The 25,123-nt window shown below is 52.1% G+C and carries 21 protein-coding genes; 10 read left to right on the forward strand and 11 right to left on the reverse strand.

Annotated features, from left to right (window positions below; genetic code table 11):
• Window positions 1-74: 74 nt before the first annotated feature.
• Window positions 75-1,235: a glutamate 5-kinase gene (gene proB, locus RIC29_00230; GenBank protein ID MEQ8733321.1), complete on the forward strand. Its 1,161-nt coding sequence runs from the start codon at window positions 75-77 to the stop codon at window positions 1,233-1,235.
• 9 nt (window positions 1,236-1,244) lie between these two features.
• Here proB and RIC29_00235 read toward each other — a convergent pair whose 3' ends face one another.
• On the reverse strand, window positions 1,245-1,727 hold the full coding sequence (locus tag RIC29_00235; protein MEQ8733322.1) for a MarR family transcriptional regulator: 483 nt from the start codon (window positions 1,725-1,727) through the stop codon (window positions 1,245-1,247).
• A gap of 210 nt (window positions 1,728-1,937) precedes the next feature.
• Here RIC29_00235 and RIC29_00240 point away from each other — a divergent pair, with 210 nt between their 5' ends.
• Genes RIC29_00240 through RIC29_00250 form a run of 3 tightly spaced genes read left to right on the forward strand, consistent with a single transcriptional unit; the run spans window position 1,938 to window position 6,777 of the window.
• Window positions 1,938-3,719: an N-acetylglutaminylglutamine amidotransferase gene (locus tag RIC29_00240; protein MEQ8733323.1), complete on the forward strand. Its 1,782-nt coding sequence runs from the start codon at window positions 1,938-1,940 to the stop codon at window positions 3,717-3,719.
• 6 nt (window positions 3,720-3,725) lie between these two features.
• Complete coding sequence (gene ngg / locus RIC29_00245; GenBank protein MEQ8733324.1) at window positions 3,726-5,492, forward strand: N-acetylglutaminylglutamine synthetase; 1,767 nt, start codon at window positions 3,726-3,728, stop codon at window positions 5,490-5,492.
• The gene (locus RIC29_00250) at window positions 5,473-6,777 is read left to right on the forward strand and encodes an osmoprotectant NAGGN system M42 family peptidase (protein MEQ8733325.1); all 1,305 of its coding nucleotides are present in this window, start codon (window positions 5,473-5,475) and stop codon (window positions 6,775-6,777) included. Before ngg ends, RIC29_00250 begins: the two co-directional genes overlap by 20 nt.
• 21 nt (window positions 6,778-6,798) lie before the next feature.
• On the opposite strand, the gene RIC29_00255 is transcribed toward RIC29_00250, so the two are convergent.
• The 3 genes from RIC29_00255 to RIC29_00265 all read right to left on the reverse strand — a co-directional run bounded on the left by RIC29_00255 (window position 6,799) and on the right by RIC29_00265 (window position 9,156).
• Entirely contained in the window at window positions 6,799-8,277 is a 1,479-nt protein-coding gene (locus RIC29_00255) for a peptide ABC transporter substrate-binding protein (GenBank protein ID MEQ8733326.1), read from the reverse strand.
• A gap of 163 nt (window positions 8,278-8,440) precedes the next feature.
• Window positions 8,441-8,620 (reverse strand): DUF3008 family protein, encoded by a 180-nt coding sequence (locus RIC29_00260; GenBank protein MEQ8733327.1) that lies wholly within the window; start codon window positions 8,618-8,620, stop codon window positions 8,441-8,443.
• Window positions 8,621-8,631: 11 nt separating this feature from the next.
• Window positions 8,632-9,156: a universal stress protein gene (locus RIC29_00265; protein MEQ8733328.1), complete on the reverse strand. Its 525-nt coding sequence runs from the start codon at window positions 9,154-9,156 to the stop codon at window positions 8,632-8,634.
• Window positions 9,157-9,390: 234 nt separating this feature from the next.
• On the opposite strand from RIC29_00265, the gene RIC29_00270 reads away from it, so the two are divergent.
• Entirely contained in the window at window positions 9,391-10,950 is a 1,560-nt protein-coding gene (locus RIC29_00270) for a L,D-transpeptidase family protein (protein MEQ8733329.1), read from the forward strand.
• Window positions 10,892-11,908, forward strand: coding sequence for a hypothetical protein (locus RIC29_00275; protein MEQ8733330.1), 1,017 nt, complete (start codon window positions 10,892-10,894; stop codon window positions 11,906-11,908). The genes RIC29_00270 and RIC29_00275 overlap by 59 nt, the downstream gene beginning before the upstream one ends.
• Before the next feature lie 146 nt (window positions 11,909-12,054).
• Here RIC29_00275 and RIC29_00280 read toward each other — a convergent pair whose 3' ends face one another.
• From RIC29_00280 to RIC29_00290, 3 genes are all read right to left on the reverse strand, one after another.
• Window positions 12,055-13,617 carry an ABC transporter substrate-binding protein gene (locus RIC29_00280; protein MEQ8733331.1) on the reverse strand — a complete coding sequence of 521 codons (1,563 nt, stop codon included), beginning with the start codon at window positions 13,615-13,617 and terminating at the stop codon, window positions 12,055-12,057.
• Window positions 13,618-13,744: 127 nt separating this feature from the next.
• Entirely contained in the window at window positions 13,745-14,128 is a 384-nt protein-coding gene (locus tag RIC29_00285; GenBank protein ID MEQ8733332.1) for a hypothetical protein, read from the reverse strand.
• Between the two features lie 11 nt (window positions 14,129-14,139).
• A complete protein-coding gene (locus tag RIC29_00290) occupies window positions 14,140-15,240 on the reverse strand; it encodes a class I SAM-dependent methyltransferase (GenBank protein MEQ8733333.1) in 1,101 nt (366 codons plus the stop codon).
• 325 nt (window positions 15,241-15,565) lie between these two features.
• Between RIC29_00290 and RIC29_00295 the strand changes: the two genes are divergently transcribed.
• From RIC29_00295 to RIC29_00305, 3 genes are read left to right on the forward strand one after another with little or no spacing between them, the layout of a single operon-like run.
• Entirely contained in the window at window positions 15,566-16,570 is a 1,005-nt protein-coding gene (locus tag RIC29_00295) for an alpha/beta hydrolase (protein ID MEQ8733334.1), read from the forward strand.
• A gap of 17 nt (window positions 16,571-16,587) precedes the next feature.
• Entirely contained in the window at window positions 16,588-18,108 is a 1,521-nt protein-coding gene (locus tag RIC29_00300) for an FAD-binding protein (protein ID MEQ8733335.1), read from the forward strand.
• A gap of 1 nt (window position 18,109) precedes the next feature.
• A complete protein-coding gene (locus tag RIC29_00305; protein ID MEQ8733336.1) occupies window positions 18,110-18,901 on the forward strand; it encodes an alpha/beta hydrolase in 792 nt (263 codons plus the stop codon).
• A 26-nt stretch (window positions 18,902-18,927) separates the two neighbouring features.
• Here RIC29_00305 and RIC29_00310 read toward each other — a convergent pair whose 3' ends face one another.
• The 3 genes from RIC29_00310 to RIC29_00320 form a co-directional block, all read right to left on the reverse strand.
• Complete coding sequence (locus RIC29_00310) at window positions 18,928-20,454, reverse strand: ABC transporter substrate-binding protein (GenBank protein ID MEQ8733337.1); 1,527 nt, start codon at window positions 20,452-20,454, stop codon at window positions 18,928-18,930.
• Window positions 20,455-20,504: 50 nt separating this feature from the next.
• A complete protein-coding gene (locus tag RIC29_00315) occupies window positions 20,505-21,488 on the reverse strand; it encodes an alpha/beta fold hydrolase (GenBank protein ID MEQ8733338.1) in 984 nt (327 codons plus the stop codon).
• A gap of 69 nt (window positions 21,489-21,557) precedes the next feature.
• Window positions 21,558-22,565 (reverse strand): phosphotransferase, encoded by a 1,008-nt coding sequence (locus tag RIC29_00320; protein MEQ8733339.1) that lies wholly within the window; start codon window positions 22,563-22,565, stop codon window positions 21,558-21,560.
• A 345-nt stretch (window positions 22,566-22,910) separates the two neighbouring features.
• Here RIC29_00320 and RIC29_00325 point away from each other — a divergent pair, with 345 nt between their 5' ends.
• Window positions 22,911-23,810, forward strand: coding sequence for a LysR family transcriptional regulator (locus tag RIC29_00325; protein ID MEQ8733340.1), 900 nt, complete (start codon window positions 22,911-22,913; stop codon window positions 23,808-23,810).
• Window positions 23,811-23,839: 29 nt separating this feature from the next.
• Here RIC29_00325 and RIC29_00330 read toward each other — a convergent pair whose 3' ends face one another.
• The gene (locus tag RIC29_00330; GenBank protein ID MEQ8733341.1) at window positions 23,840-25,096 is read right to left on the reverse strand and encodes an MFS transporter; all 1,257 of its coding nucleotides are present in this window, start codon (window positions 25,094-25,096) and stop codon (window positions 23,840-23,842) included.
• Window positions 25,097-25,123: the final 27 nt, after the last annotated feature.

Here is a 25,123-nt window from a genome sequence, read left to right on the forward strand (position 1 = left end):
GTATTCAAATAAGTTGCTACGCTGCACAAAATCCAGTAAAGAGGCCGCTTCCTTGACCACCTTAGGAGTTTTGAGTGTCCAAGCGAAAACGAATTGTCGTTAAAGTTGGCTCTAGTCTTTTAGCAAATGAAGAAATGCTGACCCCGCGTTGGGCTTTTATCCAAGTGCTATTGGATGACATCGCAAAACTCCGCGTTGACGGTTACGAGGTTGTGCTCACGTCATCGGGTGCCGTTGCGCTAGGATTGAATACGATAGGTGTAACCGCTGAAGAGGCTGGACTGCGTGACCGGCAGGCCGCCGCTGCTTGTGGTATGCCGGTTCTGTTGAACGCTTACAAACAAGTGGCTCACGAGCAGCGGTTCGATATTGCACAAGTGCTCGTCACCTTGAGGGACCTGGAAGAACGCCGCCCCTTTCTCAATACCAAAAACACAGTTCACCGACTGCTTGAAGCCGACGTTATGCCGATTGTGAACGAGAATGACTCCGTCACCACCGAAGAACTGCGTGTCGGCGATAATGACCGGCTGGCCGCTAAAGTGGCGCAAATGATCCAGGCAGATTATTTAGTGATTTTAACTACAGTGGATGGGCTTTACGACCGCAATCCGGCAGAATCAGGCGCACAGATTGTTGAGACTGTGGAAGATGTATCCCGGTATCTCGAAGTCGTCCAAGGGGTAAGCGCGCTCGGCAGTGGCGGGATGCTAACCAAAATGCAAGCCGCAAATATGGCTCAAAACACCGGATGTACGACACTGATCGGCCACGGCGTAGCTGACCGCCCCGTGCATTCTCTCATCAATAACAAGCGCATCCACACGCGGTGTATCGCTCATGCAGAGCGTGAACCCGATTGGAAAGTCTGGCTGACGGACCGCCTGCAAGTCGCAGGCAGCGTGGTGATCAAACAAGGCTCTGCGGATGCACTGGAAACCGGGTCTCGTGGCCTCAGCCGCGGAGATATCATTTCTATTCAAGGTTCTTACAGTAATGGCGACGTCATCCATATTTATGATGAAGCCGGCGTTGAGCGTGCGCGCGGCCTCTCGAATTTTACGGCTGAAGAAACGATGGTCCTGGCTCGTAATCCGGATGGAGCAGCGAAAGATATTCTTGGATATCAGACCAGCGGTACGATTGTCAGCGTCGACAATCTTGTCGTTCTGGATGACCGCCATTTGCCTTGGGATACGCCCGAAGAAGGCGAGTTTTTAACTGTAGCTGGCTAACCCACAGGTTTAATCTGACGGTTTATCTAATTCGCCCAATTCCAGGATCGGCGCGGCCTCAATCTGGTCAGCATCCATCATGGCGGCCAGCCGTTGCACCGCAGCAACGAGCATACTTTGCTCCCAGCTTTCAAGTTGATTGAACGCCTGAAGAAAACCTGATTGCAGTGGTTCAGGGGCATTCTTCAGCCGCTGTCGACCTAAATCTGTAATAACCACATCGATGGAACGCTTGTCGGTCGCAGCGCGCTCACGTATCGCCAATCCGGCTTTTTCAAGGCGGTCCACGATGGATGTGATTGTGGCTTGGGAGAGGTGAACTTGTTTTGCGATTTCTGATGGACGCGCAAAGCCATGAGCCGCCACCGCACTCAAGACAAGAATTTGCGGCGACGTGAGGCCGGTTTCTTTGGCCAAACGCTTGGAGTGGAGATCGATCGCCCGCGTAATGCGTCTGAGTGAGATCAAAACTTCATTGTGATAGTTGTCCATGATGAGAAGATATCACGGTCAACAACATGTGTTAAATCCCAGCTGGCTTTGGTGACACTCTCTCAGGCTTCTATACGATCGCGCCGACCTTACCGTCACAGACTTTCGTGTGATCATTGAGTACGTATTTCCGGTTCACGCGTTATTTCATCCCATAATACGTCTGATAATTTGACAGGCAGGGGGGGTGCTGGGCTATCTATTACAGTTATGTGTGGCATCGCGGGCGAGATTACGTTTGACGGAAGCACGGCATCCGCTGCGGTTGTCGATAAGATGGCGGACGTCTTGCAAAAACGCGGCCCGGATGGCCAGGGACTATGGGCCCAAGGCCGGGTCGCCTTTGGGCATCGTCGTCTTAAAATCATTGATCTCAGCGAAAACGCCCAACAACCGATGGTCGATCCCGACCTGGGTCTGACCATTGTATTCAACGGCTGCATCTATAATTACCGCGCCTTGCGTAAGACCCTGCAAGACAAGGGCTACCGGTTTTTCGCCCATTCCGACACGGAAGTGATCCTGAAAGCGTTCCATTTTTGGGGCGCTGACTGCGTTGATCATTTCCATGGCATGTTTGCCTTTGCCATCTATGACCGCGAGACCGGACGCACCACGTTTGCCCGGGACCGCCTGGGCATTAAACCCTTTTACTACGCCGAGGTTGCCGGTGGGCTGCGCTTTGCCTCCACCCTACCCGCCCTGGTGGCCGGCGGGGGTATCGACACAAGCATCGACCCGGTGGGCTTGAATCATTACATGAATTTTCATGCCGTCGTGCCACCACCACGCACGCTGCTGAACGGCATCAAGAAACTGCCGCCAGCCCACATCATGACTGTTAAGGCCGACGGGACACGCGCCCTGAAGCGGTACTGGCAGGTCGATTATAGCCGCGGTGACGCCGAGACGAATATGGATGAGACCGCCTGGACCGATCAGGTTCTTGAGTCCTTGCGGGTGTCGGTCAAACGCCGCCTTGAAGCTGATGTGCCGGTCGGTGTGTTGCTCTCGGGGGGCGTCGATTCAAGTTTGATTGTTGGCTTGCTGGCGGAACAGGGTGCGAAAGATCTCAACACGTTTTCGGTCGGCTTTGAAACCGTCGGAGAAGAGGCCGGCGATGAGTTCAAATACTCTGACATCATCGCTGAGCGGTTTGACACGACGCACCACAAAATTTTTGTCGACAGCGCAAAACGGTTGTTGCCCGAACTGCCTGCCTGCATCGCGGCCATGTCGGAACCGATGGTCAGTCATGATTCCATTGGATTTTTTCTTTTGTCCGAGGAAGTGTCAAGGCATGTGAAGGTGGTGCAATCGGGCCAGGGCGCCGATGAAGTGTTCGGTGGTTACCATTGGTACCCGCCGATGGTTCACTCTCAGTCCCCAACGGACGACTATGCCCGCGTGTTTTGCGACCGGTCGCATGCTGAGTACCGCGAAACCGTGACGCCGCGCTTTTATGGTGATGGGGATGACCACGCCCGGGCTTTTATTGCCGAGCGTTTTGCTGAACCCGGAGCCACAAGTGGCATCGCGAAAGCCTTACGCATGGACACCCACGTCATGCTGGTCGACGATCCAGTGAAACGGGTCGATACGATGACCATGGCCTGGGGACTCGAAGCCCGCGTGCCGTTTCTGGATCATGAGGTGGTTGAACTGGCAGCGCGTATTCCGCCCGCCCTGCACATCAAGCACGACGGCAAGCATTTGCTGAAAGAAGCCGCGCGGCGGGTTATTCCCGCCTCAGTTATTGACCGGCCCAAAGGGTATTTTCCGGTGCCGGCGTTAAAGTATCTGCGCGGCTCCGTGCTCGACATGGTGCGCGAGGTCGTTACTGATAAAACCTTCACGCAACGCAATATCGTGCAATGCGGCTATATCGACCGGCTGCTCGAAAATCCGGATGATCACATCACGCCCTTGCGTGGCTCTAAACTGTGGCAAGTCGCGCTGCTGGGACTTTGGCTCAACGCTCATGACCTTTAAAACGCCATGACTGCATCTCAAAAAAAATCAGGCACGCAGCGGCGGCGTAAACCGGTCCCGCGTGTGCGGCAGCAAAATCTTTTGCCGATCGCCGCTGTCAATCAGGTTGGTGATCCCGATGCCTTCGTGGAATGTGGATGGGGACGGCTGTTCTTTGCACCGACCTTTGATCAATCCGGTGTGCTGGCTGACATGTTGCGTGCCGAAGAACCAAATGCCCGTGACATTGCTTTTCATGTTGCAGACCCACAAGTGCTTATCTCTCATGCCCCCCAAGACATTTTTCTCGATCCGTCAAAAACCTACCGGATGTGGCTGAACCGCTATAAACCTCGACGCACCCCAATTAGAGGTTTCTTTATCCGCCGGTTACGCAACCGTGCTGACGCGGAAGCAGTCAACAACATCTACACCAAATGCAGTATGGTTCAGGTTCCAAATGCGTTTTTGCAAAACAACCGTGCCTCGCGGACGCGCATTTACCTTGTGGCTGAGGATGAAAAAACCGGTCGCATTGTCGGTACTGTCACAGGCATTGACCATCACCGCGCGTTCAGTGACCCGGAAAAAGGCTCAAGTCTCTGGTGTCTGGCGGTCGACCCGGACACCCCCTTCCCCGGCATCGGCGAAGCGTTGGTGCGGTACCTGATTGAATTTTTCCAGGCCCGCGGCCGAACATATATGGATTTGAGCGTCATTCACGACAACGCTAGCGCGATCAACTTATATTCCAAGCTGGGCATGGAAGAGTTACCTCTTTTCTGTGTGAAAAAACGCAACGTGATCAATGAAAAACTCTTCATTGGGGACAGTGCGGACTCACGGCTTAATATTTACGCCCGCATCATCACGATCGAAGCGCGACGCCGGGGCATTCAGGTGGGCGTTGAAGACGAAGATCAGGGACTCTTTGCCCTCACCTTGGGGGGGCGGACCATCCATTGCCGTGAATCCCTCTCAGATCTAACCAGTGCGGTTGCGCTCAGCCGGTGTGACGATAAAGCCCTCACCAGTCGGCTGTTGCGCAGGGCCGAAATTGCTGTTCCAGCGCAAATGGAGACCGCAGATCCTGAAGAAAATGAAGCCTTTCTCAACACGCATAAACGTGTGGTTGTTAAACCCGCAGAGGGAGAACAGGGTGCCGGTATCAGCGTAGATATTCGCACAGCCAGCGAGTTGGTCATTGCGATTGACGCCGCAGCCGCTGTTGGTGATACTGTCTTGATTGAAGAGTATCGCGAGGGTCTCGATTTACGGATCATCGTTATTGATCACAAGGTTGTCGCCGCGGCTGTTCGCCGACCAGCCGAGGTCATCGGCAACGGCACTGCGACCGTGGCCCAGTTGATCGAATCCACAAGCCGGCGGCGGGCCGCAGCAAGCGGTGGCGAAAGCCATATCCCCATGGACCGCGAAACCGAACGGTGTGTGAACCAAGCTGGTCATGACATGGATACCGTCCTGCCAGCGGGAACCAAATTAGCGGTGCGTAAGACGGCCAACCTGCACACAGGTGGTACCTTACACGATGTGACTGATATTCTGCACCCTCAGCTCGCAGAGGCCGCCATTAAGGCGAGTCAAATTCTGCGCATCCCCGTGGTCGGTATGGATCTGATTGTGACATCCCCGGACCAGCCGGATTATATGGTGATTGAGGCCAATGAACGGCCAGGCTTAGCCAACCACGAACCGCAGCCGACTGTAGAACGTTTTATTGATCTCCTTTTTCCCCAAACCAAACGGCAACCCCATGACTCCCAAGCCCAGTAAAGCAAAGACAAAATCCCTCAAGTCGAAATCGCCAAAAGCACGCACGGTAAAAGCAGCGCAATTGGCTGCAAAAACGGGAAAAACAAAGCACCCTAAGTTTGGCGTGCCTTTCATCGACACCGAAGCGATGATGAATACGTTGCTAGACTTGCTCGCCATTCCCAGTCCGGCTGGCTACACCGACAACATTGTGCATTACGTGTGTGAACGCCTGGCCGGGCTTGGTATTGGGCATGAACTGACACGGCGCGGAGCAATTCGAGTCACGCTGAAGGGCAACACTGCGTCACCGTCACGCGCGGTCATTGGCCATGTCGATACGCTGGGCGCGCAAATCAAACGTTTGAAGGAAAATGGTCGCTGCGAAGTTGTGATGATTGGACACTGGTCTTCCCGTTTCGCGGAAGGGGCTCGCGTGACCATATACGGCGACGACCGGAGTTTCCGAGGAACGCTTTTACCCCTCAAAGCTTCAGGCCATACCTTCAACAAAGAGATCGATACTCAACCCTCAGAGTGGACCAATATTGAACTCCGCCTCGATGAAAACGTATCGAGCATTCAAGGCTTGCTGGATCTCGGTGTGAACGTCGGTGATATCGTAGCAATTGATCCGGCACCGGAATTGTCTTCCGGAGGCTATATTTCATCTCGTCATCTCGACGACAAAGCCGGAGTGGCCGCCATGCTGGCCGCGCTTAAAGCCATCAAAGATAAAAAACTTAAAGTCGCTGTAGACACCAGCTTCCTCTTCACGATTTCCGAGGAAGTTGGTTCTGGAGCATCAGCCGTGTTGCACGGAGACGTGGCAGAGCTTGTGGCCGTTGACAATGGCACAGTTGCACCCGGACAAAATTCATCCGAGTTCGGCGTTACGATAGGCATGGGCGATCAGACGGGGCCGTTTGACTGGCACTTAACGCGCCATCTCATCGGCTTGTGCAAAACCCACAGCGTGAAGCACCAACGGGACGTCTTCCGGTATTATCGTTGTGACGCAGCATCGGCAGTTGAAGCAGGCAACGACATTCGCACCGCATTGATCACTTTTGGGATTGATGCCAGCCATGGCTATGAACGCACCAATATCGATTCCATGGTCAGCGTGGCCCAACTGCTAAGCTTGTATGTGCAAAGTTCGCCAGCCGTACATCGCGATCAGGTTGGGATGACTGGCCCACTGGAGGACTTCCCATCCCAACCGCAAAAAGAAATCGAATTACCTGAGCTCTCAGACCTGGACACTGCGTTTCCAGACCTAGGGACCAAGGCGACACGACGATAAGTCTGTTAGAATAAGACCGACTCAGTTCGCTATTTTTCCGAGATAAACCGACGGATTAATTGCCCCAGGGTTAAGCACAAAACCTGTAACGTCGCGCCGCACCACCGCGCGGGCTTGGTAATGAAATAAAGGTGCGACTGCGGCATCAGAGAGCATCAGGGCTTCGGCTTCGGCAAAGAGTGCCGCCCGGGCCTCTAGATCCGTCGCCTCAAGAGCGGCGGTGAAAGCGGCCTCGAAGGCGGGATTTTGATAACGCCCATAGTTTAATTGAGCGGCATCACTTTCAGACAGCAGAAACAAAAAAGACTCAGGCGCGTTAAATAACGCCCAGCCAGCATCTGCGACAGCAAAGCGACCGGACTCAAGATCATCGAAATGGGTTTTAAGGTCCGTGGTGATAAGGCTGGCCTCGGCATAGATGCTTTTCCAAAATGCCTGCAGTGCTGTTGCGACCTTGCGATCATCGGGGGTTTGCCGAACACGAAAATCAAACCGCAACGGTGTCTCAGCCGTATACCCAGCCTCGACCATCAGTTGCCGCGCCTCGGCAATCCGCTCCTCTTGCGCTCGTGTATCCGTCTCAGGTCCACGATACCCGGTAACAGCCCCTGGCACGAAGCGCGCTGCAGTATCGACCGCACCACTGAGAACTCTGTCTGCCAGCAATGAGCTGTCAACAGCCAATGCCAGGGCGCGACGGACCTCTGCCGAATTGAACGGTGCCTGTTGAGTATTAAAAACGAGGTAAGACACCCCAAGCGCCGGACCGGAAGCAGCCTGGCTGGGATAGTTTTCGTCTAGCCATTCGCGCCGATTTGACGGATACCAAGGATGGAGATCAAGCTGGCCGGATTGAAATTGTCGCATCGCCGCTTCATCATCAGAAAGCGGCACATAACTGATCTGTTCAAGTTGCGGTTTGACAGCGGCACGGTAATAGGGATTGCGAACCAGCCGAATGACCGAGCCCGCGACCCACTCCTCAATCATAAATGGGCCATTAAACAGAGTTGCGGTGTCACCGTCTGGCTGAGGAACAGCAAAAGGCATTGCCAACATCTCGGGTAAGTTGGGCGTTGGGCGTTCCAGGCTGATCCGGATTGTCTGTTCATCAAGAGCGGTCACGCCAAGATCCGCTAACGGTCTGCGACCGCTGCTGACATCACGAGCGTTTTCAATAACATAGAGCAATGGTGCAGACGGTGAGGCTGTTTTGGGGTCAAACAGGCGAAGAAACCCATTAACAACATGTTGAGCCGTCACAGCTGCGCCATTAGACCAGGCGGCGTCAGGCCGTAAAGAAAACGTATAAGTATAACCATCTTCAGAGACAGCCCAGGAGTCAGCCAGCCCAGGCCCAGGACGACCATCAGCCCCTGGATAGGTCAAGCCCATGTAAACGTCACGCAACACAGCCCACTCGTCTGTCATTATGGATTTGTGGGGATCAAGAGTCCCTGGGTCAGCCTGTAAACCGCGCCGCAGGTGTGATGGATCCACCTGTGAATCTGGCGGGATTTTCTGCTCGGTCGAAAAATCACATGCCGAAATGAAAAGTGAGAAGCAGGAGATGAGAAGAAGACGCGTGTAATGAATCAAGATACTTTCCGCTGATAAAATTCTGTAGAGAGGCCATACCTTAACAGGTTGAGACCCTTTTTTTCTATGCCTTCTCTGGCAATTCCTCTCTTTTCGTCGAGGCTAAATCTTCGAGTTCTTCTTCCGTCATGGACTCATACATCTCTTTCGAAGCACCTTGTAAGCTGCTCTTCGAAGCGTCGCCGCGTTTGACGGCCAGGGCTGCCCCAGCAGCCTTCTGCTGGGCTTTAGATTTAGCATCCATCTTCAAACTCCCTATTTAGCAACCAGCACCGGACATTGTGCTTCAACGATGACGCTTTGGGAAACGCTCCCCAAGACCAAGCTTTTGAGCTTGCCGTGGCCGCGACTTCCGATAACGATAAGGTCTGCATTTTTATTTTTAGCGTAATCCACAATGTCTTTGTCGGCTGTCGCAACGCCAATGTGTTTATGCACGGCACCAAAATCTTTGCCCGACACTTTGGTCGCGAGCTTATCCAGCAGGAGTTGTCCAAATTTTTGTAGAGTCTCGTTTGCGATGATAACAGGCGGCATAGCTGCCCCGTGAGGTGTTCCAGCGGCAACGGGTAACACCTCAGAGTCATTCAGATCATCGGCGATTTCTTTCTCAAACCCTTCTTTTTTTGCAATGTCCATAAGGTCGCTGATTGAGGTGCCTACGAGAAGAGAATGCACCAAATGAATTTCACACTCTGGCGATGTGAGTGATGCAGCGAGATTAAAAGCTGATGTGGATTGATCTGATCCGTCTATCGCAACAACAATTCTCTTAAACATAATGAAAAGCCTCCTTTGTCATACTAGGTTAACGACCTGCATTTGAGATAGTTCCCAAAATTTACCCTCATGAAAGGTGACGGGCTATTCGGGACGAAAAACCCATCACGTTTATGACCTCTTGACCGCCCCGCACGCCGATGGGCGCGCTTGAACACAAATAACACGGCACACTGTGCCGATTTGAGATAAGTGGTAAGGTTCAAGAGACGGCCAATGAAGGAGTCCAGCGACATGAGATACCTGTTTTTAAGATCAGCTTTGCAGGCTGTTGCTGTTGCTGTCGCTGTCATGATTTTGGCAACTACACAGACCGGGATGGCTGTACAGGCCCAGACACCGCAAAGCCCATCGGATGTCACATGGCTTGCCCCGCAAGCTGTGGACGAATTTTATAGCCAAAAACCCGATCAGCAGTTTTGGGCAAACGAGGCTGACTACGACCAATTGATTGCGGCATTGCAAGGGCTTGAACCGCATGGCCTGAACCCTGAGCATTATCATCTCAAAGATCTCATTGCGCTCAAGGCCGATCTCGTGGCACGTGACCGGATCGCAACGGACGCTTGGTTTTCAGCCGCCGCGCATATGGTGTACGGCAAACTTGACCCGGTATCGGTTGAACCGGATTGGACAGCCGCCGGACGTGAGGCCGATTTACCAGCGTATCTTAGCTCTGCTTTGGAGCAGGGCAGCATTGCCACAAGCTTAGACGCCCTCGCCCCCAAACAACCTGGATACAAGGCTTTGTTGGAGGAGTACGGGCGCGTCCGGGCACAGGTGAACACACCGTTTGAAAAAATCTCCGGCGGAGAGACCCTGAAACCGGGTATGTCGGGCCCACGGGTCAGCACCCTGCAGGCCCGGCTTATTCAATTGGCGCTTTTGGATATTGCCCAGCAGACTGGAACCATGGATCTTGAAACAGATGCTGCGATCAAAACCTACCAAGGCCAGGCTGGTCTGGAAGCAGACGGCCTGGCCGGTCCGGCAACACTGGCGGCTTTGAATCGCGGTCCGGAAGGTGAAATGCAGCAGCTGCGCGTAAATTTAGAGCGGTGGCGCTGGCTTCCAGATGAACTAGGCCGCCGTCACGTGCGAGTCAATATCGCCGATTTTTCGGTGACGACCTGGGAAGACGCTGCACCGGTGCGGACTTATTTGGCTATTGTTGGAAAATCATACCGCAAAACGCCAGTATTTTCGGATCGTATTCAATATGTCGTGCTAAATCCATGGTGGGAAACACCCCCCAGTCTGGCGCGCGCCGACAAACTTCCGGTTTTTCAGAAAGACCCTGAGGCCGTTGAGCGTTTAGGCTTTCAAGTGCTGAATGCTGAAGGCGGTATTGTAGATGCCGCAACCCTCGACTGGAATGCCCTCTCGGCGCGCAATTTTCCCTATCGTCTCAGGCAGGCCCCTGGGACGGAGAATGCGCTCGGCCAAGTGAAGATCATGTTTCCCAACAAGCATAACGTTTACCTGCACGACACGCCGACCCGCGGACTATTTGCCCAGCGTCAGCGCGCCTTCTCTTCGGGGTGCATCCGGACTCAGGATGTTGTTGATTTGACCGCATGGCTGCTGAGCGAAACCCCGAATTGGGGCCGGGACCTGCTTGATCAAACAATTGCCACTGGTAAAGAAACCCGCGTTAATTTAGCGTCCCGCGTTCCGGTCCATATTCTCTATTTCACGGCCGTTAACGAGAGTTATGGTGGCGTAAGATACCTTGATGATGTCTACCAAAGAGACGGTGCCGTGCTTGCCGGCCTTAGACAAAGAGTGGAATAAAGAGATGCGTGTTACGAGCCTTGGCTGGTACCGTGCGGTGTTATCAGCTGCCGGTTTTTTCTTTGGTCTGCTATTGATGAGTCCCCAGATGGCGTCGGCATTTCAGCCTGAGCGCGCTGATTTTACTATCTCTTTCAGCGGGCTAACGAGCGACCTCCGTATTCTTTCCACCACGATGATGCCGGATGGTGTCCTTACTGTAAACACAGAAAGCGAAGCCACAGCATCCAACGGTAAGTTGATGCAGGGACGTCCGTCTTGGGTATGGAATGCCCCGTCTCAACCCGGCTTATCGGTTTTGACTTTCACCAACGGGACAGACCGTATCACCCTGAATGTGTTCGTCTTGACCCCTTGGAAAAACGGCAAGCAGACAGATTTGAATGGTTACAAAATTGGCCGTTATGACTCCTCCCCCTTCCGGGGGCTAGCAGCCTACGAAGCCCCGACGGGTTTCATTGAGGTCACACCAGAGCTGCTCGATACACGCGTTTCCCCTCATTTCACCCTGCGCCAGTTTCTGTGTAAACAACAGCCAGGGCATTACCCGGCATATGTGCTTATTCGGCCCGGGATGTTGATGAAAATTGAACGTTTACTGGAAGCCGCGAACGCGAAAGGTTGGGCTGCGGAAACCTTCAACGTCATGAGTGGTTTTCGCACACCCTATTACAACAAGCTGATTGGTAACACGACAACCTCCTCCCGGCATTTGTATGGCGGTGCGGCAGACGTGTTTATCGATAATGATGGCGACGATTACATGGATGATCTCAACGGCGACGGAAAAGTCACCACAGCCGACGCCAGGGTACTTGCTGATTTAGCCAAACAGCTTTCAAACACGCATGCAAAAGACTGGCGCCCCGGTGGCATTGCGGCCTATGCAGAAAACTCAGCACACGGCCCTTTCGTTCATGTGGATGTGCGTGGCTACCGGGCTCGGTGGGGCAAATAATAGAGGTTTTGTGATGTGTGAGATGGTCTTTGCCGGACAGAACTGCAGAACGGATTAGATCACCTCGACACGACTTCAGATGACGCAGTTTTGTAAGTGGAAAAATTGTTCGAAAGGCATTGTCTGGAAATAGATTAGCACGGTCGTTAATTTATAGACGGCGTAACCCGCATTTCTTCAAACAAAATCCGCCCAGTTTCACTCTTGAAGTCCAATATGCGAGGGGATAGCGCATTCAAACTGACATATCGGACCAGAGGCAAAGACGGTGCCAAGTCATGATGACGAGACATAAGGTCTTTGAGCCTTGCTTCGCGAACAGCCTCATCTAGTATTGAGTCAGAGTCTATAATCTCGTCTAAAAGCTCGGGGGCACAGAAATGCGTCCGGCCCACGCCACCCGAAAATTGCTTGAGGGCACGACTGACGTCCCCGATCTGATAGTGACTCCAGACCGCTGAAAAGGCATCGATTCCGTCCCACGCGCCGGTTTGTATTCGACGCGAAAAATCGGCGAAAGCGAGCGGTTGCAGCTTCGCGTTTACCCCTATTGCGGCCCAATCTTGGGCAACCTGCTGGAAGATCAGTGAGTCAGACGGAAATTGACCACTGAAGACTCCAATCACCAAATCCAGACCATCGCTGTAACCCGCTTCCGCAAGCAGGGAACGGGCGGCTGTTGGATCAAAAGCGTAGGGCTTGATATCCGGGTTATACCCGAGAACCCCTGGGGTTCCGCCTTGAGTGGCAACTTCGGTCGTGCCACTTAATAGATTGTCGACAATCCGGTTCTTATTTACCGCCATATTCAGCGCCAAACGAACCCGACGATCAGTGGTTGGTGATGATCTACCACCACAATTGTAGAAAGCTATAGCCAAATTTATGGCATGCGGTTGACGGTAAATTCTATATCCCGCCGCTTCCAATAGCGAAATCGAGTCTGGGTCAATACTGTTCGCGATGTCCACCTCACCGGCCATGAGACTTTGCATACGAGTGACTGAGTCCGGACGAAATATGTATTCTACGCGATCAATTTGTTTCGGTGCCCGCCAAGAACTTTCTTCATTGGTCATCGTAACGTGTGACGCCCCGCCACGCCCCCAATCCAAAATTGAATACGGGCCTGTACCGACGGGGTGTTTTGAAAATGCAGTTCTGCCCATGTCGATCCAAACATTCACGGGAAAGATTGGGATAAGACTCAATTTTCGAGCAAGCAGACCGTCTGCACGATGCGTTGTGATCTCAACAGTAAACGGATCGATGATTCGCGTTCCGGCAATGGAACTGACCTCACTTGCGATTGGGTAAACCAATGCCTCTGGAGCACGGAGAAGGTTCAGCACATCGACAACGGAAATGGCATTAAAAGGTGACCCATCATGGAACACAACATTACGTCTCAACCGGAACACCCATGTGGTATCCGAGGTGATGGTCCACGACTCAGCAAGGGCGGGACGGACAGTGCCATCACCATTAACACTGGTCAGACCATCAAAAATAGAAGGTATCAGTCCATTGCCACTGTCGATGGCCAGCGGGTCAGCATAAGACGTTAGCGGTGTTGAAGCCGCGATGCGTATCGTCTCAGCGGTGACGCTGTTCGAGATAACACCAGTAACAATAACCAGATTCGCGATTTTTACTGCAGATCGCAAAAACGTTCTGAGAAGGTCTAACATGCCTATAACTTCTCGCACTGTTAAATTCCTCTCTATGAGCAACTTGTCACTTAAGAGCACCGGCAATGGCTAGACATAATTTTTTAATACATCGACATTTCTGTCGCAGAAACTGCCGCTCTGTCGCCCTTTTCCACAAAGAGCTTTAGTCATCCGCTTCGGGATCTTTCTTTTTATCCGTCAACCATTTGAAATGATTTTGATCTTCGGGAATCTCTGTGTCGGGATAGAGGCAACCGTAGATACGATTGACAAAACGAAGACGCTGCTCCTCAGCGTTTTTTCCGAATTCTTCGTCTGGTTTGAACGTCTCAATAAGATCAGGTGTGACGACGCCTTTGGTAGCAAGAAGCTGTTCCATCACCATTTGCCGGTCGCGATTGGTCCATATTTCGCCGCCCAGCAACAAAACAATCTCCAACAGCTTGTCAATCATCGGGTCTTTAAAATACTGAGGGTGCGTTTTATCGAACCCGGGCAGGTCTTTAACGTATTCAGTTTCCGCCTCAACGGCTTTCGGATCGCCCACCAAATCCTCCTTTACACCGGTTTATCGCACACACGCCCATAGACGAGAATGTCCTCGGGATCTTCGTATCGTAACGTGAATCCCAAATTGCGGAGTTTGTCTTCGATGTTACTGCGGACAAATTCTGGTGCGTAAGGCTCGCTGTTGTCGGCAGAATCGATAGAGCCAAGCAAATCGGTATACTTAAGTCCTTTTTGATCTTCTTGAAGCGTCGGAAAATCTGAAATCCAGAAGGTCCCCCCTGGGCGTAACATGCGATAAACATTAGCAATGGTCCGATCAACCACCGGGGTCGGCACCTCATGAAACAAGATGTGCACTGTTACTAAGTCATAATGATTTTCCGGTAACTCATCCAAATCTTCGCCGGCTTTCTGGAGAAAATGAACGTCGACATTTTGCTCAGCTGCACGGTAATGCGCATACCTAACCATCGGCGCAGATATGTCGCTACCCCAAACTTCTGCCTCTGGAAACTTGTGTTTGAGCTGGCACGTCAGTTTGCCAACCGCACACGCAAGGTCCATGACACGCTTAACCTTACCATCTTTGGGAACAGAGATTTTCTCTGCCATGGCTTTATGGAGATAGTCGTCCTTAGTGACGTTACCTGCAAAAATGCGGTTTCCATAGTCATAGCGCAGGCCGGCAAGAGGGTGCCCGACATAGCCATCATTTTGGCGATGGGTTTCAACCTTGGTATAGTTTGGGTAAACGTAATTGGGATCCCAGGTGACTGACCCCGGCCCTGTTTTATCGGACTCCTCAAGAAGGCGGAGGAATTCTTCCTCGCGCAATCCGTAAGACTCAGAAATGCGATTCCAAAAGGCTTCTTGTGTCGAACGATAGACCCGCGCCCAAACGCCAGCATCCGGCACTTTTTCACGGACCACCTTTCTTACCGCTTCAACTGACTCCTTTGTTGGCTCGATGGCGATTTTTTCTTCTTGAATTGCCTCATTCGCTTTGGGATGGACGTGCTTAGCTCTGCCCCATAGCAGAACACTGCGTAGGTCCTTAACGTAATTCAAAAATGTTTCATCCGCCCGGGTCGTCATGGCGGGTGTTGGCCCGACCTTGCCACGATCTGGATACTGATTACTTAAAGCCATAATCCGTCTCTCCGATCACCGTTAAAGAAACTATATCTGTCACTAAGACTGGCATGGAAAGAGCCCTGATTTCCAATTTAAATTTTGCAAATTAAAGTTTCCGATCTGTATCCCTGGCCGTATCAGTGGAACACGCCCTAAAGTGGTGCCATTCGTCGAAAGAGATTTCAAATCAGACACGCCATTACTTGCGTGGACAATGATAAATTTCTTTTATTGGTGATTAGCATTACTAGGGTTTTATTGCCCAATAGGGCTTACCTACACTGCGAGCGCTGCTTACATTAATCTACCGACGTGACGGCGATAAAACGGGAGAGGTTTGATGCGCTTCAAAGACCTATGTACAGCTGCTTGTGTGGCGCTCAGTGTGGGTGCGACCTCTGCCCATGCGGCATCAACACCGGTGCCAAGCCTTCCTTTGGATGATCTAAGAAAGACCTACAAACTACCCAACTCACAGTTTGTCGATCTTGACGGCGTCAGCGTTCATTACGTTGATGAGGGCGAAGGAGATACAATTATTCTACTTCATGCCTCTTATCACAGCCTGCGGTCATGGGATCCGCTTGCTGCTCTTCTGAAAGATAAATTTCGTATTGTGAGGTTTGATTTTGCTAATGCGGGCCTAACGGGACTCGACCCAAAGCAACAGAACTCCATAGAACGCAACATAGACCTGCTTGAACGCCTCATTGAGAAATTAGACCTTAAACAGTTTGCCCTGATCGGCACCTCAAGTGGCGGCGTCGTTGCCTTTAGATACACTGCCGTCAATACGGACAAAGTGAACAGGATGGTTCTGATCAACTCCGCCGGACTGCCCAGAACACCTGAGACCAATCCGCTCGGCGACCCTGGCTCTGAAACACGGCAACGCATAGAGGAACTCAACAAACCCCGATCGTATTGGCAGGGGCTACTCGATAACACCTTTAGAGGGGGACACACGCCCCCCGCGTGGATGGTGAATATGGCCTACGATATGAACCGCCGCGAGGGCCTTGGCGAAGAACTGCAACGCTACACCCGGGCGTATCGCACCGGCGATCCACAAATGCTGTTGAGCCAAATCACATCCCCCTCCCTGATTATCTGGGGCATGAACAACCCAACCGTTGTGCATCTGGAAGCGGAGGTGTTCCAACATTGGCTGACAAACGCCCCATCTCTTATCCGCAAAATACCGGATACGGGGCATTATCCCTATGTGGAAGAGCCCGAAATTTTCGATACGCTGATAACCGATTTCCTAACCGGCGCATTGGACGGCGACTTGCGTCAAACCGTCATGACTCCGATGAGTCAGATGGACAAAATTAAAGAATAAGCTCAGGAGCGAACAGCATGGCAGAACGAAAAGTCCCAAACCTTTTCAGAGTGGATTACGACGCCGGCCCCGAAGGACCGCCACAACAACTGGGTTTAGAGAGCGCAGCAGCGGCAGACCGCGCCTGGGACGTCATCATCATCGGTGCTGGTTCTGCCGGTATGCCCGCTGCGCTTTTTGCGGCAAAACGCGGCGCGAAGGTTTTGGTGATTGAACACTCTGGTGCAGTTGGCGGAACACTGCGACTGGCACCCGCGCAAATGAGTGCCGCCGGGACCAAGTTACAGAAATCGCTGGGGATAGACGATACACCGGAAGAGCATTTTGCAGATGCCATGCGAATCAGCCGCGGTACGATCAATCAAGACCTCGCGAAACTGGCGATCTGGAACGCGGGAAAGATGTTCGACTGGCTTATGGATGGTGGCTTCGACATGATGCCAGAGTGCCCGTCAAAGGGGAACACACATGAGCCGTTCAGCAAGGCCCGCTATTACTGGGGCCGCGAATTCGGTCGATCCATCTTGAAAGTCGTTGAACCGCAGCTCATGGAGGCCGTGAAGACGTGCGACCTGACGATTCTTCTGCGGCACGAAGCTTTGTCCTTGCTCCAGCAGGACGACGGCACGGTGACCGGTGTGATCGCAAAGGATATTGAAGGTGTTGAACGCTCTTACACAGGGCGGAGCGTGGTCATTACATCGGGCGGATATGCCGCCAACACAACCATGTACGAAGAACTGTCGGGCCAACCACAATATCAAAAATGGTGGTCGCCCTTCAGTCAGGGACGAGGCCATCAACTTGGCCTCTCTGCCGGTGCATACCTGCGCGGCATTGAGAACTTTATGGCCAGCTTTGGCATTATATTGGAGTCTGATCAATACCCAGCGAAGGCACTCGGACGGCCCAACAGCTATCCAGAAGTGCGGCAGCCTTGGGAGATCTACGTGAACGCGCTTGGTCAACGGTTCGTGTGTGAAGATTTACCGAGTGTGGATGCTCGTGAACATGCCCTGCTTAAACAACCCGGCATGCGGTATTGGGTCATCTTCGATCAAGACATTTTAGACCAAGCCCCGCCGGTGGTAGAAGGCTGGACCCAAGACCAAGTCAAAGACGCCTTCGGCTCCACCTATTCGTTTTACAAAGGTCAAAGCCTGGCAGAACTGGCGGCGGCCGCCGGAATTGATGCCAAGGGTCTGAAGGATACAGTCGATCTTTATAACTATGGCATTGGGGCCGGACATGATGTGTTTGCACGAAAACACAGCCCGCTGCCCATCGGCAAACCGCCATTCTATGCCATACGGGCGCAAGGTTGTGCGATTACGGGCGCAGCTGGATTGGCCGTGGACAATGACCTTAGGGTCATACGGCGCGATGGATCGGCAATCCCAGGGCTCTACGCTGCCGGAGAAATTCTTGGTGCTGGGGTGTTACAGGGCAATGCCTACGTCGGTGGCATGATGGTGACGCCGGCCTTAACCTTCGGTAAATTGCTTGGTGAGAAAATTCTCCCCCTTGGTAATCAGTAAAATGGCGGTGAAAGAACATCGCGGTTATGTGGATGGAAAATATGGACTTATGCACTATCGCCAGTATGGCGAAGGCCCCCCTCTTCTATTAATTCATCAGACTCCCTGGTCCTCACAGCAGTACAAAAACGCTGCACCCTTTCTGGCAGGCAACTGCCGGGTCATTGCGCTGGATAGTCCTGGATATGGAGAATCTGACAGCCCGCCGGACGCCCCGAGCATTCCGGATTATGCGGATAGCATCCCCGGCTTCCTGGACGGCTTAGGTATAGTTCAAGCTGATGTCCTCGGACATCACACAGGCGCACTGATTGCTGGGGCATTTGCCGCGCGTCACCCGACACGACTCAACCGACTCATTCTGCACGGCGCACCTGTGTATGATGAAAGTGAGAGAGTGCAGCGATTGAACAACAAACATTTTGATCAGAGCCCCAAGGAAGACGGGAGTCATTACCTGGATTACTGGGCTCTTCTTCAAAGAGTCATTGGCCCGAACGCTAAATTGAGCGGCCTTCATATGGGCGTCCTGAGCTTTTTTACAAACGGCGAGAAAGAGTGGTACGGCCACACGGCAGCGTTTACCTATGATTTTGCAGCAGACATACCGTCGATAAAATGCCCCACGCTGGTTGTTTCAAACACAGCGGACATGCTCGCGGCCCACGCTGAAAGACTACGCGGCTTGAGACCTGACTTTGACTATGTGGAAATTTCCGGTGGAAGTTCAAACATCATCTTTGATGAGCCGAAAAGATGGGCAGACCCGATTACGGCTTGGTTGACCACATAGATAAACAGCGCTCTGGGCTGGGGTATTTATTGTCCGTTCTTCAAGCTGACCAAGTCATACTGAATGCCGCGGCTGGTGAGCGCGATGCCATCGACGTTTTGGCCTGCAGCGGCAAACTCTGCACCCGTCACAAGCCAAATTGCTGGGGCGATGTCATGGAGCATGGCCATAAGGTCTTGCAACAACGCTGTACGCCGTGTGGGATCCATCTCAACTGATATTGCATTCAAGAGCCGTTTGGTTTCTGGCGCGCAGAAAAAAGGCTGTGCCTTCAGGCAGCCCGTGTAAGTCTCTGCCCGGATGCCGTCATAGTACGCACTGTTATCCCACGTCAATGAAAACGCATCGATGTCATCCCATTGATTGGTCAAAAACGCTGTGAGCCAGTTGGCGTAGGGTATCGACCGCAGTTCAACCTTCATCCCTATGGCTTCTAAGTTCTGGGCGACGAATTGGAACGCCAGAGAATCACCACCAGCGATTCCCGTTGCGACCTGGATTTTTAGAATGCGGTCAAAATCAAAATCCGCCTCTTCTAACAGAGCCCGGGCACGCGTTGGATCGAAGGGCCAGGGTTTGACTTCTGGATTGTGGCCATTGACACCGGGCACTGCGCCTTGGCCTGAAGCCAACACCTCCCCCTGATAAAGATTGTTTACGATGGCCTCTCTATTGACCGCCAAATTCATCGCCTGTCGCACCCGCCGATCTGCGACCGGGGATGACTCATTACCAATCACCCGAAAAGCCAAACCTGACACCCCTGGTGCTGTTCGCGTATAGGTCTGGAATTGCTCGCCTTTCAGCTGACTCACATCGTCGCTGCTCATTTGCTCAGCGACATCGACTTGGCCCGAGCGGAGCGCTTGCATACGCGCAACAGGGTCCTGCATGACAAATATTGTCAGGTCATCAATAGCAACAGGTGCCCGCCAAGAGCCAGAGAAACCGCGAAAGTGGACGGTTCCAGCACCCCATTCTTCAAGCTGAAAAGGACCGCTACCAATTGGTTCTTGCGCAAAGCTGTCGACACCACGATCTGCCAGTGCGCCCGGCGGAAGCATCCACAGGAGGCTGGCTCGACGATGCAAGATCGGATCTGGTTTCTCGGTCTCTATCAGAACTGTCAGCGAATCAATGACTTCAACAGCAGTAATACCTTGGACCTCAGAAGCCGTATAGAAACGCGCGCCCGTCTCACTCTTCAGGAGCGCGATGGACGCGGTCACTGAGGACGCATCAAACATTTCACCGTTATGGAACCGGACACCTTGTCGCAAACGGAACACCCATTGGGTTGGCGATATAGATTCCCAACTTTCTGCCAGCGCTGGTTCCACATTGCCTTGGTTATCAATCCGCGTGAGCGTGTCATACATCAGCGACCAGATTCCAACACCCGGCTGCGATACAGCTGTAAAGGGAATTCCTCTACTGGGTGGAATGGCGGTACGCGCAACTTTAAATGGCTCAGCAACCGCACTGTGTGGGAGCGATACACAGACCAGAATAAGTTCGGTGAACACACTCTGAATCAGAAACTTCATCATCATGAACAGCCTATTTATATAGATAAGTAGAGTCGTGACTGCGCGCCGCTAAATTAAGATAAGAACACTCTTAACTTCTCAGCAATTTGGTCGGCCCCAACGTCAAAGACGTCTCGTTCGAGATCAGGCAACTCAACCATTCGCACATCGGATATAAATGCGGCGGCCTGCTTCGAATACTCTAAAAGGTTTTCGTGGGGCTGAACGATCAAGGTCGGCTGTGAGATCAGCGGAAAACGTTCAGCAACGTCGTACGTCCAGACCCCACGATAAGGCCACCAATACCGATCAAGCGGCTTGGCCTTCTCCACAAAAACCTCGGCCGCACGCTCCAACGGGACGCGGCGATCGCGTTTGCTGACCACAAAGGTCCAAAGGCGCTCTAACTGCCCCATGATATCTTTACCGTCTTCCGTAATGCGGGGCCGCGCTTCAATAGCGGCCAATCGCTCCAGTCGCTCTTCAGGCGTGCGGAACGGTATGCCTGAGATGGCAAGGCGGCCAACTTTTTGTGGTTGAGCAATCGCCAGTTCTGCAGCGAGAAAACTACCGGTGTGGAACCCAAAAACATCGACAGGAGTTTGCCCACCGAGATTGAGACTCTCAATGCCATCCGCAAACGCAGTTGCATATCCGGCCATATCCATCGGCTCCGGGGGCCAATCAGACATGCCGTTTCCAGGCGTATCAAAAGCGACAACCTCTCGGTCTGTAGCCATTTCTCTGATGAGCGGCTCATATTCCACAGACGAGGACGGGTTCTGATGCAACAGCACCAACGATGGCTTTTCTGATCGTCCAGAGGTGGGCAAACCTCGAATGAAGTGCAACTGTCCAAACCTGCATTCTGTATAACCACGCTTAACGGAAATCCCATCAACTGAAGTTTTTTGAGTCACGCCAGAACCTTCCGATGACTTTGTATTCTGCGCCTGCACTGAGCGAACAGATCCGAGGCCAAGGGCACCCGCAGTTAACATGAGCGCACCCGCACCAAACCGAGATAATATCTTCCGTCGTCCGCTGAGTGTCATCATTGTTCTCCGTTTCGTTTCTCTGCTTAACTCAACATTACATCAAGCAGCCACAGAGAATGATACCTTAAGTTAGATATAACCGAGTGACTTAGCTCGCTCTGCTATGGAGTGGGCAAACCACTCTAAATTTCGGAACCGCAATGGAAAATGTCCAATCTGATTGACGTGTTTTGCAAAGCCAGAAATGAGTCGAAACTCTTTTGCCAATAAGAACAACGGTAACAGCTCATTCTCTGTTTCGGTCAACTGTCGAATCTCATTGTAACCTTCCAGAAATTGGTCAGCATACGCTTTATCTAGATTGCCATAGTGATTGCCCCACACATAACAAGCAATGTCTTGCACGTAGTAGTCTTCACCGCTGTTATCGAAGTCCAGCAACGTAATGCCGTCAGCGTCATCGACATGAAAGTTGTTGAAGTGGAAATCTCCATGTCCTGGACCAAAGGGAATATCTGTGCCCTTAAGTTCAACGACTGCGGCGTAGAGTTTTGCTGCGACAGCCTCGTATAACTCGGCATCACCTGGCCGATCGGAGACGAGACGCCGTAAATACGGCAGGTTTTCTAAGTAGTCAGTTGGTGGGTTAGTCCTTCGTCTATAAGGCGGGGTAAAGTCTTTCCCAGCCAGATGCATTTTGGCGAACAGGGTTCCCACTTCACGGGCCTGCCTCCGGTTGGGGGCATCTCCAAATTTACGTCCTTTGGCCCATTCAAACAGGGCAACCGCGCGGGCACCTTCGGGAGCCTCAACCACAAGGCTCATATCGCCATTTTGCTGCACAATAGGAACAGAAACAGGGAGCCCTTTGCGTTTTAGGTGCATCAAGAAAGACAGCTCGTAAAACACATCATCTGGCATACGCCAGCCGGTGCGCCAGACGCGACACGCGCCGATAAAGGAGTGATCCCACACCTTGTAAACATCATTCATGCCACGGTGGATGAGTTCACAATACGCTTCAGAACTGTAAGTGTGATGCTTGCGGAGAATATCGATGAGATGTTCATTATCGACCACCGAATGAATAGCACGTATTTTGATGTTTTCTTGGGTGGACGATGAACCGTCAATCATCTTTCAAAACCTCACGCAGCCACGACCTTTAAGTGTAAGCGAATGCTGCTAAAGGCCAATGAAAATTATAGTCTTGTGGCAAAGAAGCTCAAACTGTGGCTATACATCGATAAGCTTAGCTCTCGCAGACCAAACTGTTTGAAGTCGGGATAGGCTTTGGACAGCCTGGACAATCGCAGAAAGCCTGTTGAAACGGAGCCCTGTGGCACCTAGCTTCGGACTGATAAATTGGCATAGGATACCGGTGTCGATGATCAGCGCATCAACGTCACATGGCCTAACGTGAATCAGATGACCACTGTTCTGCACGCTGCCGAATATTTTAAGTGATTAGGAGGTTGTTTCATGGAAATGCAGCAACTCAAGCGGTTTCTTGTTTTAACTGAAACGAAGAATTTTCACACTGCTGCTGAAATCCTTAACATGACACAACCCGCCTTGAGCCAAAGCATTAAAAAGCTTGAAGACGCGATAGGTGAGCCGTTGTTTCTGCGCGGTTCGCGAGGTGTTGAAATTACCGAAAGCGGTATGCTTCTGATCCCTCGCGCCAAGCTGATTCTAAAATTGCGCAACGAATTCGAGAATGACCTCGACACCATTCAAGAACGCCGCAACGCCAAAATTTCAATTGGTGTCGCACCTTATTTTACCCGCCGGCTCATTCCAGAAGCCTTAAACGCTTTCCTAGAAAAACAACCAGATGTCCTTATTGATGTATCTCAAGGACGCACTGTTGAACTTGTCGAAGCGCTTCAGCACGGCGCAATTGATATGGCCTTTTGCAGCATGTGGCCGGCGCTAAAAGACGACGCAGATATAGGCTTTGAAAAAATTTATGCCGAGCAGTTTTCGGTTTTCGCGCGCTCTGACCATCCTATATTCAAAGGATCAGAGGACCCTATCAGTCAACTCAATTTATACCCTTGGGCCGTCCATGACCGTGACATGATAGGCGCTCACTTTGCCAAAAAGCTCCAAGAAAAAGGATTTTCTGCGCCAAAGTTTCCCGTCGCCACACTGTCCTTGCAGATCATCATGTCACTGGTTTGCACGTCGGACCACATTGCCGTGATGTCTAATGACTTTGCCCAGGCAGAATTGCAATTGGGTAAAGTGCGCGCCATCCCGACAGATCTGGTTCATATGGAACGGCAAGATGGAATTCTTACCTTAAAAGATGCGCCACAATCGAGAGCACTGCGTGCATTTATGGAAGAACTACGACGCGTCTGCCTGACAAGTTAACCCATTGAACAAGGTATTATGTAAGGTGATTAAGCACGGGCATCCGAAAACTCTTTAGGATATTGCCCAAGAAACAGTTGAGAAATGCCGCCCACGACGAAAAGTGCGGCAGCGGCAAGCAAGACAGGTCCGTAGGACCCAGATGCATCAAAGCCGAAGCCAAACATGAGCGGACCGATGGCCGCGCCAGCGATCACTGGTGAGAAGAGAATACCATAAAGCTTACCATAATGGCGCAATCCAAAGTACCGGGATGTCATATACGCGACTAAATCAAACTCTGCTCCACCAGCAAATCCAACAAGAATGGCAGCAATAAGTGGACCCGACGGTCCGAGCACATCTAGGCCCCAGAGCAGACAGCCAATGGCCGGTAGCGCCATGACGACTGTTGACAAAACAGAGGCTCGCACATGATCCAGAAGAATGCCCGTAAGAATACGCCCGAGAAGAACTGAAAGCCCAATAGAGCCAGCCATCGAGGCGGCCTCTGCCCGAGACAAGCCATCATCGGTCAACATTGGAATGAAGCTAGAGATGAATCCCGAAATACTCGTTGAAAAGAATAGAAACGAGAACGCAATGATCCAGAACTGCGGCGTTTTCAAAGCCGCAGTTAGGTCCATTCCCGACTGCGGGTTAACGTCACTGTTGGGCTGAGCTGCAGTGCTCTGGGTGCTCTCGCGCATAAAAAACCAAAAGTAAACCAACGGCAGAACAACGACGATCGGCACTAACGCAAGTGCCAGATAGCCACCACGCCATCCATATTCTGCGATAGCCCATGTTACATAGAGCGGTCCTACAGTGGCAAAAAGCCCTGTTCCCATTAGAGTTAGTCCGAAGGCGAGACCGCGTTTCTTTTCGAACCAACTGCTCACAGCGCGGGTCCAGACGACAGGCGAAGTCCCGGCACCGAGGATGCCGATCAGCGCATAGGCAAGATACAATCCCCATAGCGTGCCTGCCAAACCAGCCGCGCTGGCGACTGCCACAGACATACCAAAAACAGACCAGAGCGCTACCCGCCTTGGCCCATAGTTGTCTGTCAAATAGCCAGCGAGAGGGCCCGCAAAAATGAGCGTGAGATAACAAAACACAGTGGCGCTCTGAATGGCTCCCCGAGACCACCCATAGGCGTCCTCCAGCGGCCCTACAAAAGCACCAATGGTATAGATCGGCACAGCTGTAATGCCACAAGTCACACCCATTGCAGCGACGAGCAAGACCCGCCACCCTGTTTTAAACTCCTGTACTGAAGTCATCGTGCCACTATGGTTCGTCATGCTTTATGGATACTTTCAATGTTTTGG

Source organism: Rhodospirillaceae bacterium (assembly GCA_040219235.1).
Lineage (GTDB): Bacteria > Pseudomonadota > Alphaproteobacteria > Rhodospirillales > Rhodospirillaceae > WLXB01.